At 66.8% G+C, this 12,713-nt stretch carries 10 protein-coding genes; 5 read left to right on the forward strand and 5 right to left on the reverse strand.

Features of this window, described 5'->3' with window-relative positions; genetic code table 11:
• Positions 1-7 precede the first annotated feature (7 nt).
• The 5 genes from AC1PPK_RS17185 to AC1PPK_RS17205 form a co-directional block, all read right to left on the reverse strand.
• On the reverse strand, positions 8-1,120 hold the full coding sequence (locus AC1PPK_RS17185) for an ABC transporter ATP-binding protein (protein ID WP_481114227.1): 1,113 nt from the start codon (positions 1,118-1,120) through the stop codon (positions 8-10).
• A gap of 27 nt (positions 1,121-1,147) precedes the next feature.
• Positions 1,148-2,029, reverse strand: coding sequence for a carbohydrate ABC transporter permease (locus AC1PPK_RS17190; RefSeq protein ID WP_481114228.1), 882 nt, complete (start codon positions 2,027-2,029; stop codon positions 1,148-1,150).
• Positions 2,022-2,960, reverse strand: a complete 939-nt coding sequence (locus tag AC1PPK_RS17195; RefSeq protein WP_481114229.1) for a carbohydrate ABC transporter permease — start codon at positions 2,958-2,960, stop codon at positions 2,022-2,024. Before AC1PPK_RS17195 ends, AC1PPK_RS17190 begins: the two co-directional genes overlap by 8 nt.
• A gap of 93 nt (positions 2,961-3,053) precedes the next feature.
• Positions 3,054-4,310, reverse strand: coding sequence for an ABC transporter substrate-binding protein (locus AC1PPK_RS17200; protein WP_481114230.1), 1,257 nt, complete (start codon positions 4,308-4,310; stop codon positions 3,054-3,056).
• A gap of 195 nt (positions 4,311-4,505) precedes the next feature.
• Positions 4,506-5,822 carry a carbohydrate porin gene (locus AC1PPK_RS17205; RefSeq protein WP_481114231.1) on the reverse strand — a complete coding sequence of 439 codons (1,317 nt, stop codon included), beginning with the start codon at positions 5,820-5,822 and terminating at the stop codon, positions 4,506-4,508.
• A 408-nt stretch (positions 5,823-6,230) separates the two neighbouring features.
• Between AC1PPK_RS17205 and zwf the strand changes: the two genes are divergently transcribed.
• From zwf to AC1PPK_RS17230, 5 genes are all read left to right on the forward strand, one after another.
• Positions 6,231-7,691, forward strand: a complete 1,461-nt coding sequence (gene zwf / locus AC1PPK_RS17210) for a glucose-6-phosphate dehydrogenase (RefSeq protein WP_481114232.1) — start codon at positions 6,231-6,233, stop codon at positions 7,689-7,691.
• 17 nt (positions 7,692-7,708) lie between these two features.
• Positions 7,709-8,695 (forward strand): glucokinase, encoded by a 987-nt coding sequence (locus AC1PPK_RS17215; RefSeq protein WP_481114233.1) that lies wholly within the window; start codon positions 7,709-7,711, stop codon positions 8,693-8,695.
• Positions 8,696-8,817: 122 nt separating this feature from the next.
• Positions 8,818-10,065 (forward strand): ROK family transcriptional regulator, encoded by a 1,248-nt coding sequence (locus AC1PPK_RS17220; RefSeq protein ID WP_481114234.1) that lies wholly within the window; start codon positions 8,818-8,820, stop codon positions 10,063-10,065.
• Positions 10,055-11,593 (forward strand): sugar ABC transporter ATP-binding protein, encoded by a 1,539-nt coding sequence (locus tag AC1PPK_RS17225; RefSeq protein ID WP_481114235.1) that lies wholly within the window; start codon positions 10,055-10,057, stop codon positions 11,591-11,593. The genes AC1PPK_RS17220 and AC1PPK_RS17225 overlap by 11 nt, the downstream gene beginning before the upstream one ends.
• A 46-nt stretch (positions 11,594-11,639) precedes the next feature.
• Positions 11,640-12,644: an ABC transporter permease subunit gene (locus AC1PPK_RS17230; RefSeq protein WP_481114236.1), complete on the forward strand. Its 1,005-nt coding sequence runs from the start codon at positions 11,640-11,642 to the stop codon at positions 12,642-12,644.
• Positions 12,645-12,713 lie beyond the last annotated feature (69 nt).

Here is a 12,713-nt window from a genome sequence, read left to right on the forward strand (position 1 = left end):
CGGCAGCTCAGGCGATGCGCTGCTCGCTGGCCGGGTCGAAGAACACCGACTTGGACAGATCGAACATCAGCTCCATCGACTCGCCCGGCTGCCGGGCGTGGGCCGGATGCACGCGGCACACTACGTCCTTGCCATTGATCGGCACCAGCACCATGGTGTCCGGCCCGGTCGGCTCGGTCAGGCGGATCGGCATCTCGGCGGTCTGGAACTGGGGCAAGCCGAGGCGGGATTCGCTCTTGTGGGTGATCTGCTCCGGGCGGATGCCGAACAGGACTTCCCTGCCCTCCCAGGCCTTCAGCTTGCCGTCGGCCGCCGGCACTGGGAAGACATGGGTGTGCTGGCCGCTTTCCAGCTTCACGCCGTAGCCGCTGCCCACCGCCTCGACCTTGGCCGGGATGAAGTTCATCGACGGCGAGCCCATGAAGCCGGCCACGAACAGGTTGGCCGGGTTGTCGTAGATCTCCCGCGGGGTGCCGAACTGCTGCACCTCGCCGGCCTTCATCACGGCGATCTTGTCGCCGAGGGTCATCGCCTCGATCTGGTCGTGGGTCACGTAGACGATGCTGGTGCCCATGCGCTGGTGCAGCAGCTTGATCTCGGTACGCATCTCGACGCGCAGCTTGGCATCCAGGTTGGACAGCGGCTCGTCGAACAGGAACAGGGACGGCTCGCGGGAGATCGCCCGGCCCATCGCCACCCGCTGGCGCTGGCCGCCGGACAGCTGGGACGGCTTGCGGTCGAGCAGATGGCCGATCTGCAGCGTGTTGGCGACGCGCTCGACGATGCGCGCCTGCTCGGCGGCCGGCACCTTGCGGATCTGCAGGCCGAAGGAGATGTTCTCGCGCACCGTCATGTTGGGATACAGCGCATAGGACTGGAAGACCATCGCGATGTCCCGGTCCTTCGGACTGAGGTTATTGACGACCCGGTCGCCGATACGGATCTCGCCGGAGGTCACGCTATCCAGGCCGGCGATCATCGACAGCAGCGTCGATTTGCCGCAGCCGGACGGGCCGACCAGGATCAGGAATTCGCCCTTCTCGATTTCCAGGTCGATGCCCTTCAGGATCTCGTTGCCGTGATAGGACTTGCGCACGTTGCGGATGGATAAAGCGCCCATTTTCGTCTCACTCCTGTATTTGTCTTGTCAGCCCTTGACCGCACCGGCGGTCAGGCCACGCACGAAGTACTTGCCGGCAACGATGTACACCAGCAGGGTCGGCAGCGCCGCGATGATGGCGGCGGCCATGTCCACGTTGTATTCCTTCACCCCGGTCGAGGTATTCACCAGGTTGTTCAGCGCCACGGTGATCGGCTGGCGGTCGCCGGACGAGAACACCACGCCGAACAGGAAGTCGTTCCACACCTGGGTGAATTGCCAGATCACGCTGACCACGATGATCGGCACCGACAGCGGCAGGATGATGCTGAAGAAGATGCGCAGGAAGCCGGCGCCGTCGATCTTGGCCGCCTTCACCAGCTCGTCCGGGATCGTCACGTAGTAGTTGCGGAAGAAAAGCGTCGTGAAGGCCGCGCCATACACCACATGCACGAAGACCAGGCCGACCGTCGAGTTGGCGATACCCAGCGCGCCGAGGGTCTGGGCCATCGGCAGCAGCACCACCTGAAAGGGGATGAAGCAGCCGATCATCAGCATCCCGAACACCAGGTCGCTGCCGCGGAAGCGGTACATCGTCAGCGCGTAGCCGTTGAAGGCGCCGATCATCGTCGAGATCACCACCGCCGGCACCACGAAGGACACCGAGTTCCAGAAGAAGCCCTTGAGGCCTTCGCACTGCACGCCGGTGCAGGCCGAATCCCAGGCCTTCACCCAGGCGTCGGTACGGAACTCGCCGGGCAGCGACAACAGGTTGCCGGCGCGGATCTCGTCGAGGCTTTTCAGCGAAGTCGACAACATCACGAACAGCGGCATCAGGTAGTACAGGCAGACCAGCGCCAGCAGCCCGTAGATGATGAAGCGGCCGAGCTTCGAGGCGCCCGCGGTGTGAGCAACAGACATGTCAGCCATGGCGGGACCTCCGCATTTCCGAATACATGAAGGGGACGATGACGGCCACCACGATCATCAGCATCATCATCGCGCTGGCGGCGCCGAGGCCGATCTGGTTGCGCGTGAAGGCGAAGGAGTACATGAAGGTCGCCGGCAGGTCGCTGGAGAAGCCCGGCCCGCCGTTGGTCAGGGCCATCACCAGGTCGAAGCTCTTGACCGCGATGTGGGCCAGGATCATGAAGCTGGAGAAGAACACCGGCCGCAGGCTGGGGATGATGATGCGGCGGTAGATGGTCGGCATCGAGGCACCATCCACCTGGGCCGCCTTGATGATCGAATCGTCGATGCCACGCAGACCGGCCAGGAACAGCGCCATCACGAAGCCCGAGGACTGCCACACGGCGGCGACGATCACGGTGTAGATGGACCATTCCGGATCGATCAGCCAGTCGAAGCGGAAGTTGGTGAAGCCCCAGTCATGCACCAGCTTCTCGATGCCGAACTCCGGGTTGAGGATCCACTTCCAGGCCGTGCCGGTGACGATGAAGGACAGCGCCATCGGGTACAGGTAGACCGAGCGGATGAAGCCCTCTGCGCGGATCTTCTGGTCCAGCAGCACCGCCAGCAGCAGGCCCACGGCCAGGCAGATGACGATGAAGCCGCCGCCGAACACGGCCAGGTTGGACAGGGCCTGCCACCAGCGCTCGTTGTCGAACAGGGCTTCGTACTGGGCCAGCCCGGCGAACTCATAGTTCGGCAGCAGGCGCGAGGGGGTCAGGGAGAGCACCGCGGTCCACAGGATGTAGCCGTAGACGAAGACCAGGGAGCACACGAAGGTAGGCGCCACCACCAGCTTAGGCAGCCACGCATCCAGGGTGTCGCACCATCGGCAGCGCCGGGCAGGCCGGGCCGCCGGAGCGGTGGTTGAAGAAAGCACCGTCGCGTTCATTTGTCGTCCTCCATCCCGTCCGCGGCGCTGCCGCGGCGGGATCTGTTATCACGGGCCCGGCTCATGCGCGGCCAGGCCGTTCTTGCTGCGCTGTTACCGGACCTTCGCGGCCAGGGCCAGCTTGTCGGCGGCGGCCTTGGGCGTCAGCGTGTGGCTGTTGAAGAACTGGGTCACCACGTCCTGGATCGCGCCGGCGGTCGCCGCCGGCACCGCCATCTGGTGGGCGATGCTCGGCACCAGCCCGCCGCTCTTGGCGCTGGCGGTGAAGTCGGCGGCGGACTGCTTGGCGCAGTCGTCGAACTTGGCGAGGTCCATGCCCTGGCGGGCCGGGATCGAACCCTTGTTGAGGTTGAAGACTTCCTGGAACTCGGGACTCATCACCGCGGTGGCGAGGTCCTGCTGGCCCTTCTTGGCGTCGGCCGACTTCTGCGTGAACATCACCAGGCTGTCGATGTTGAAGGTGAAGCCGTTGGCGGTGCCCGGCGCCGGCAGGCATACGTAGTCCTTGCCGGGCTTCTTGCCGGCAGCACTGAACTCGCCCTTGGCCCAGTCGCCCATGAACTGCATCGCCGCCTTGCCGTTGATGACCATCGCGGTGGCCAGGTTCCAGTCCCGGTTGGCGGCGTCCTTGTCGATGTACTTGCGCACCATCTGCAGGGTTTCCAACGCCTTGATCATCGTCGGCCCCTTCAGCGAGGCCTGGTCCAGGTCCACCAGCGCCTTCTTGTAGAAGGCCGGGCCGCCGACGCCCATCACCACCGATTCGAACAGCGTGAAGTCCTGCCAGGGCTGGCCGCCGTGGGCCACCGGGACGAAGCCGGCCTTCTGCAGCTTTTCCGCAGCAGCGGGAAATTCGTCCCAGGTCTTGGGAATCGCCACGCCGGCCTTCTTGAAGACCTCCGGATTCGCCCACATCCAGTTCACCCGGTGCACATTCACCGGCACCGCCACGTAGTTGCCCTTGTACTTCATCACGTTGGCCACCACCGGCGGCAGCAGGCCGTCCCAGTTGCCGGCCTTGGCCACGTCGTTCATGTTGGCCAGCACGCCTTCGGCGCCCCACTCCTGGATGCTTGGCCCCTTGATCTGCGCGGCGGTCGGCGGGTTGCCGGACACCACGCGGGACTTCAGCACCGTCATGGCGTTCTCGCCGCCGCCACCGGCCACCGCGAAGTCCTTCCATTTGTGGCCCTTGGCCTCGAGCATCTTTTTCAGCTCGGCCACCGAGCGGGCTTCGCCGCCGGCGGTCCACCAGTGCAGCACTTCCACGTCGGCGGCCTGGGCACCGGCCGCGGCCAGCAGAGAGGTAGACAACAGCGCTGCGTGCAGGGTCTTGGTCAGGGTCTTCATCGCTCTTCCTCCTCGGGAAGCAGATTCATTCTTGAGTATGGCCCGGTGGGCCGTGGCGACAAGCTGCGCCACGGCGGCCGGGATTTTCGCGATCACATCACAAAACGGTGTCCGGATCTGCCGGGGATAACACGGAGGGCGCACTAGGGAGAGGGGAAGACACCCTCCGCGCCACCCCCGGCGAGCCGGACCCGATCACCACCAGGCTTCGGCCTGGATGCCGAAAGTGCTACCGTTGGTGGAAGAACCGAACACACCCGTCGCCGACAGCGTATCCCCGGCCGGCGCAGCGGCCTGGGCGGCGTCGTTCCACCTGGCGTAGGTGTAAAAAGCCCGCAACGCAGGGCGGGAGAAAAACTGGCGCCCCGCCGAAATCTGCGGTGCGATGGTGATCTTGTTGAGCACGCGGCGGTCGCCGCCGTCCGGCTTCACTTCGTCGTGGCCGAAATCCACCGCCAGGCTCCACTTGTCGTTGAAGTGGTACTGGGGACGGGCGCCGTAGGAAATCCACTTCTGCTTGCCGATCTGGTCTTCGTAGACAAAGGTGCCCATGCCGGTCCAGTTGGTGCCTTCCGGCTGCACCATCAGCTGCTCGACGACGCGCCAGGCCTTGTCGCTGCTGCTCGCGCCGAAGGCCGGCGCACCCGGCGACAGGTTGGCCACCACGCCGCGGCCGTACTGCAGCGCGATCCGGTTGAAGCCGCCGAGGACGTTGTTCTGGGTGTGCATCAGGTTGTAGAGCTGGCCGTTGGCGTTGCTGATGCCGGCCGCCTTGGCGGCGTCGGAGTTGTCGGCAAAGCGGAAATCGACGCCGACGGTCAGCTCGCCGCCCGGATTGACCTGAATGCCGCCGAGCCGGAAGTCATGGCCGCTGATTGCCGAGGTGCTGTTCACATCCACCAGGCGGGTCTTGGTCAGGCCGTCGTTCGGGTCCAGGTAGAACTCGGTCTTCGTACCGGTCTTCACGCCACCGCTGTTGCGGCGGTAGGCGTAGCTCAGCTTGCCGACGCCCACATCCACGTTCTCGATACCGCCGCCGTTGCCGCTGTTGTTCCAGAAATAGAAGTCGGTGATGTGTACATCGTTACGCTGATAGAAGCGCTTACCGGCCCACAGGCGGGCGTTGGCAAAGGCACCGCTGCCGATCTTGTCGGCCTCGGCCCAGGCTTCCGCCCAGCTGGTGGTGGTGCTGGCCGAGTCCAGGTCCTGCGGCGCATTGATGGCCAGGCGGGTATGCACGCGAAAGGTCGTGTCGCTGTTCGGCATCTGGTACAGCTGGGCGCCCAGCGCTAGTTCGCCGTAGGTCTCGCATTCGTTGCCGAGACGGTACTTGGATGCGGCACCGGCAAGCTTGAAGCAGGCCTGCTGCCCGCCTTTGGACGTTCCACCCGTGCCGGCGCGAAAGTAGCCGTTGAAATCGATCGGTACCCCCCCATCCGCCGTCGCGCTGCCGCTGAGGGCCGCCAGCACGCCGGCTGCCAGCAGGGACGGGTTGATCATTTTCTGCTTCATGTCTCCTCCAGTTTTCTCACTTGGTTTTCAAACGCTGTTGGTTACATCCACCCCAGGCTGCCCCAACTTCAGGCCACCGGCCGGAACCCCTCTTTTCCGACCACCTGCGAGATGAATGTAGTTTTGTTTAACTGGATTCGAGTGTAGTTAAGCTACAAATAAAACACAAGCGAGATCAAACAAAATCTTTGCACAGCCCCGCCACTGCACATCAAAACCCCATAATTCAAGCGCTTTTGAATTGCCATCCTGCAACGATTACCTCAATACAAAGGCTGTTTGCGACTACAAAATTGCGGCAACAAATTTATCTACGAATAAAATATTCTTGCTTTTAAGTACTTTTACTACATACTAGATAAAACAACGCGACGCTCTCTTGCATCGCAAGCACACGAAGGAACGGAGATGCGGGATATCAAGGAACTTGACCTGGTGCTCTTTGGCGGCACCGGTGACCTGGTGATGCGCAAGCTGCTACCGGCGCTGTATCACCTGCAGAAGGACGGCCTGCTGCCCGGCGGCGCCCGGATCATCGCGGTGGCGCGGGAAACGCTCGACACTGCGGGCTATCTGGATACCGCCACGCGCACCTGCGAGCCCTATCTGGGCCAGGATTTCGATGCGGCGGAATGGGCCCGTTTCTGCGAGCGCATTGACTACCTGGCCATCGACGCGCTCGAGCCGGCCAGCTACGCCGCCCTCGCCGAGCGCCTGGGCGAAGCGGCGTCCCGCGAGCGGGTGTACTACCTGTCCACCTCCCCCAACCTGTTCGCTGCCACTTGCCGCAACCTGGCCGGAGCCGGGCTGATCCACGGGCGCAGCCGGGTGGTGCTCGAAAAGCCTCTCGGCCACGACCTCGCCTCGTCGCGCCAGATCAACGACGAGGTCGGCCGCTACTTCGGCGAAGACCAGATCTACCGGATCGACCATTACCTGGGTAAGGAGCCGGTGCAGAACCTGCTGGCGCTGCGCTTCGGCAACGCGCTGTTCGAGCCCCTGTGGCGACGCGAATGGGTGCGCGACGTGCAGATCACCGTCGCCGAGCAGCTCGGTGTGGAATCCCGCGGCGACTTCTACGACAAGGCCGGCGCGATGCGCGACATGGTGCAGAACCACCTGCTGCAGCTCTTGTGCATCGTTGCCATGGAACCGCCGGCTTCCATCGCTGCCGACGCGGTGCGCGACGAGAAGCTGAAGATCCTGCGCGCGCTGCGCCCGATCACCGGCCCGGCGGTGGCCACCCGCACCGTGCGCGGCCAGTACCGCGCCGGCGCCAGCGGCGGCCAGCCGGTGCCCGGCTACCTACAGGAACAAGGCATTCCGCCGGACAGCCGCACCGAGACCTTCGTCGCCATCAAGGCCGAGCTGGACACCTGGCGCTGGGCCGGTGTGCCCTTCTACCTGCGCACCGGCAAGCGCATGCAGGAGAAGGTCGCCGAGATCGTCATCAACTTCCGCGCCGTGCCCCACTCCATCTTCGGCGCGCCGGCCGACACCGCCCACACCAACCGGATGGTGATCCAGATGCAGCCCGAGGAGACCGTACAGCTGCACCTGTTCGCCAAACAGCCGGGCGACGTGATCCAGCTGCGGCCGGTGCATCTCAACCTGGATTTCGCCGAGACCTTTCGCACACGCCGGCTGGAAGCCTACGAGCGCCTGCTGATGGACGTGATGCGCGGCAACCTGACCCTGTTCGTGCGCCGCGACGAACAGGAAGCCGCCTGGTCCTGGGTCGAGCCGATCATGGACGCCTGGCGCGACGGAGGCGAAGCACCCAAGTCCTACACCGCCGGCACCTGGGGCCCGGCCGCGGCGAGCGCCCTGCTCGGCCGCGACGGCTTCAACTGGCACGAAGAACTGTAAGCCCGGAGCCCGACACCATGACGACTCCCGCTCCCGACCTGATCGGCGACATCGGCGGTACCAATGCGCGCTTCGCACTGGTCCGTACGCCCGGCGCCCCGTTCAGCGACGTGCTGACCCTGCCCTGCGCCGATCACCAGACACCCGCCGCGGCGATCCGCCACTACATGGCGCAGGTCGGTGTCGACCGCCTGCAGCGCGCCGCCATCGGCATCGCCAACCCGGTGACGGGCGACCAAGTGAGCATGACCAACCACCACTGGTCCTTCTCCATCGAAGCCCTGCGCGCCGCCCTCGACCTGCAGCTGCTGCACGTCCTCAACGACTTCACGGTGCTGGCCCTGGCCCTGCCAACGCTGGCGGCGGACGAGCTGGAGCAGATCGGCGAAGGCACGCCGGACCTCCACGCCCCGCGGGCGCTGATCGGCGCCGGCACCGGCCTCGGCATCTCCGGCCTGGTGCCCAGCGGCGATGACTTCATTCCCCTCAACGGCGAGGGCGGCCACGTCACGCTCGCCGCCACCGACAGCCGCGAGGCCGAGATCGTGGCTCTGCTCGGGCAGCGCTTTCCCCACGTGTCGGCCGAGCGGGTGTTGTCCGGCCCCGGCCTCGAAGCGCTCTACGAGGCGGTGACGCGCCGCCACGGCGCCACCACCGAAGCGCTCAGCGCCGCCGCCATCAGCACCCGCGGCCTCGACGGTAGCTGCGCCTATTGCGCCGAGAGCCTGGAGATCTTCTGCGCGATGCTCGGCACCGTCGCCGCCAACCTGGCCCTGGTGCTCGGCGCCCGCGGCGGGGTGTACATAGGGGGCGGCATCGTCCCCAAACTGGGCAGTTACTTCGCCCGCTCGCCGTTCCGCGCGCGCTTCGAGCAGAAGGGGCGCTTCAGCGACTACCTGGCCCAGATCCCCACCTACGTGATCCGCGCGCCCTACCCCGGCCTCGCCGGTGCGGCCCGCGCGCTGGAGCGCGACGCGCCCGGCTTCGTCGCCAAGGCGCCCTGAGCACAGGCCGCGCAGCTCTGGACGGGCTGCGCGGCCCAAGCAAGCCCTGACAGCCAGACACCCGATCCGGCCGATTAATTAAACCAGCCTGATTTATGAATCAGCGGGACGAGGAGACCACCATGCACCATCCCCGCGCCGGCCGCGGCCGCAACTCGATCCGCCTGCGGCGCTACAACGAACGCCTGCTGCTGCAGGCCCTGCGCCGCGGTGGTCAGGCCTCGAAGGCCGACCTGGCCCGCGCCACCGGCCTCACCAGCACGGCGGTCGGCACCATCATCCAGGCCCTCGAGGACGCCGATCTCATCGAATTCACCGGGCGCCGTGCGGAAGGCCAGCGCGGCCAGCCGGCCTCGCTGATCCGCCTCAACCCGAAGGGCGCCTTCGCCGTCGGCGTGCGCCTCGACCGGAACAGCGTCGAGACCGCCCTGCTCGACTTCGCCGGCCGCATCCTGGCCCGCCGCGTCCATCACCGGGTGCTGCCGCCGCCGCAGGAGGCCCTGGCCATCGTCGCCGCCGACGTGGATGCCGTGCTGGCCACCCTCAGCGACGGCGAACGGCGCCGCCTCACCGGCATCGGCGTCGCCCAGCCCTACAACCTGGGCGCCTGGCTGCGCGAGCTGGACATGCCCCAGCCCCATTTCCACGACTGGGACGACTACGACTTCGCCTACGAACTGGGCGAAACCAGCGGCCTGCCGGTGTTCAGCGAGAACGACGGCAACGCTGCCGCCATCGCCGAGCTGTTCCACGGCTGCGGCCAGGAGCACGACGACTTCCTGTACGTCTTCCTCGGCCCGGTCATCGGCTGCGGCATCGCGCTGGACGGTGACTGCCTGCGAGGCGTCGGCGGTAACGCCGGCGACATCGCGGTGATGCCCGTCCCGCCCGGCCGCCTGGCCTCCAGCCCGCGCCCGGCCGGCGCCTGGGATCTGTTGCTGTCCCGCGCCTCGCTGCATGCGCTGGCCCGCCACCTGCGCCACTGGGGAGCCGCCGCCGAATCCCTCGATGACCTGGCCGAATGCGTGCGGCAGCAGCACCCGGCCGTCGAGGAATGGCTGGACGACTGCGTCGATGCGCTGGCTCCGGTGCTGCGCGCCAGCCTGTGCCTGCTCGACCTGCCGGCGGTGGTGGTGGATGCCGACATCGACGCCGGCCTGGTGGATGCGCTGATCCAGCGCCTGCGCCGCGCCCTCGCCGCCAACGCCCCGGAAGCCCGCAGCGTGCCCGAGCTGCTGCGCGGCAGCTTCGGCTCCGACGCCGGCGCCATCGGCGCCGCCAGCCTGCCCCTGTTCTTCAACTTCTCCCCGCGCACCGAAATCCTGCGCCGGGACGCCCACCGTTCGGAGGAGATGCCCCATGAGCAATGACGCCAGCCCCATCCTCGAGATGCGGCATATCTCGAAGACCTTCCCCGGGGTCAAGGCCCTCAAGGACGTGCAGTTGTCGATCCGCGCCGGCGAAATTCACTCGCTGATGGGCGAGAACGGCGCCGGCAAATCCACGCTGATGAAGATCCTGTCCGGCGCCTACGTGCCCGACGCCGGCGCCGAGATCCTGGTCGATGGCAAGGCCGTGAGCATCGAGGGCCCGCTTTCCGCCAAAGCTCTCGGCATCGCGGTGATCTACCAGGAGCTGAGCCTGTGCCCCAACCTCAGCGTCGCCGAGAACATCTACCTGGGCCGCGAGCTGCGCCGCCACGGGCTGGTGGACCGCAAGGCGATGCAGGCTGCCTGCGCCGGCATCCTGCGCCGCCTCGGGGCGAGCTTCGGTCCGGCCACCGAAGTGGCCAGCCTGTCCATCGCCGAACGCCAGCTGGTGGAGATTGCCCGCGCGCTGCACGCCGAGGCGCGCATCCTGGTGATGGACGAGCCGACCACGCCGCTGTCCTCGCGGGAGACCGACCGCCTGTTCACGCTGATCCGTCAGTTGCGCGCCGACGGCCTGGCGATCATCTACATCAGCCACCGCATGTCGGAGATCTACGACCTGTCGGACCGGGTCTCGGTGCTGCGCGACGGCACTTACGTCGGCACCCTGGAACGTGCAGCCCTATCCGCCGAGAGCCTGGTGCAGATGATGGTCGGGCGCGATCTGTCCGGCTTCTACACCAAGGAGCATGCCCCCTACGACCCGGGCCGTGTGGTGCTGGCGGCCCGCCACGTGGGCGACGGCAAGCGGGTGCACGACTGCAGCTTCGACGTGCATGCCGGCGAAGTCCTCGGCATCGCCGGGCTGGTGGGCGCCGGCCGCACCGAGCTGGCCCGCATGGTCTTCGGTGCCGACCCGCGCAGCAGCGGGGAGATCCACATCGACGGGGTGCCGGTGGACGTCCGCACGCCCCTTGACGCGATCCGCGCCGGCCTGGTGTACCTCACCGAGGACCGCAAGGCCCAGGGCCTGTTCCTCGACATGAGCGTGCGCGACAACATCAACGTGTGCGCCTGCAGCCTCGACGCCCGCCCCGGCGGCCTGCTCGACCGAGTCAGGGGCAAGGCCCGCGCGGCGGCGGCCATCGCCTCGCTGGGCATCCGCGTCGGCGACGCGCGCCGCAACGTCGGCGCCCTGTCCGGCGGCAACCAGCAGAAGGTGCTGCTGTCGCGCCTGCTGGAGATCAAGCCCCGCGTGCTGATCCTCGACGAGCCGACCCGCGGTGTGGACATCGGCGCCAAGTCGGAGATCTACCGGATCATCAACGAGCTCGCCCGGAGCGGCGTGGCCATCGTCGTCATCTCCAGCGAGCTGCCCGAGATCGTCGGCACCGCCGACCGGGTACTGGTGATGCGCGAGGGCGAGCTGGTCGCCGAGCTGGGCGGCCACTCCGGCGAACCCATCGAGCAAGCCACCATCATCGAATACGCCACCGGCGCCCGCCAGACCCTGCTGGCCGCTGCCTGAGCCTCGAACACATCACAACAAATCCACCTCGACCGAGGAGACATCCATGAACACCCAAGTCAGCGGCGTTGTCGCCAACCTCCCGCAAACCCCGGCTCCGTCCGCCACGGAGCGCCTGCGCCAGCTGATGCGCAGCGTCGGCATGCTGCCGGTGCTGATCCTGCTGTGCATCGGCTTCGGCACCCTGGCCGACGGTTTCTTCAGCCTGCAGAACGCCTCCATCGTCGCCCAGCAGGCCTCCATCAACGTGGTCCTCGCCGCCGGCATGACCTTCGTGATCCTCACCGGCGGCATCGACCTGTCGGTGGGCTCCATCCTCGCCGCCGCGGCGGTGGTCACCATGCTGGCCTCCAACCTCCCCGGCGCCGGCATGCTCGGCGTGGCGGCAGGCCTGCTGGCCGGCCTGGCCTGCGGGCTGGTGAATGGGAGCCTGATCGCCTTCGTGCGCCTGCCGCCCTTCATCGTCACCCTCGGCGCGCTGACCGCCATGCGCGGCGTGGCCCGCCTGCTCGGTGACGACAAGACCATCTTCAACCCCGACCTGCCCTTCGCCTTCATCGGCAACGGCGCGGTACTGGGCGTGCCCTGGCTGGTGATCATCGCCGCGGCCGTGGTGCTGCTGTCCTGGTTCATCCTGCGCCGCACCGTGCTGGGCGTGCAGATCTACTCGGTCGGCGGCAATCCGGAAGCGGCGCGCCTGTCCGGCATCAAGGTGTGGAAGGTGCTGCTCTTCGTGTATGCCATGTCCGGCCTGCTGTCCGGCCTCGGCGCGGTGATGACCTCGGCCCGCCTGTTCGCCGCTAACGGCCTGCAGCTCGGCCAGTCCTACGAGCTCGACGCCATTGCCGCGGTGATCCTTGGCGGCACCAGCTTTGTCGGCGGCGTCGGCTCCATCGTCGGCACCCTGATCGGTGCGCTGATCATCGCGGTGCTCTCCAATGGCCTCGTGCTGCTCGGTGTGTCCGACATCTGGCAGTACATCGTGAAAGGCCTGGTGATCATCGGCGCCGTCACCCTCGACCGCTATCGCCAGTCCGGCGCTCGCACCTGATCCATCCCCACTACGCCCCGCCGGGATGCCGGCACCGCGCGGGGATTTCGACAAAGCCGGCACGGAGAC

Source organism: Zoogloea sp. JDB1 (assembly GCF_056724025.1).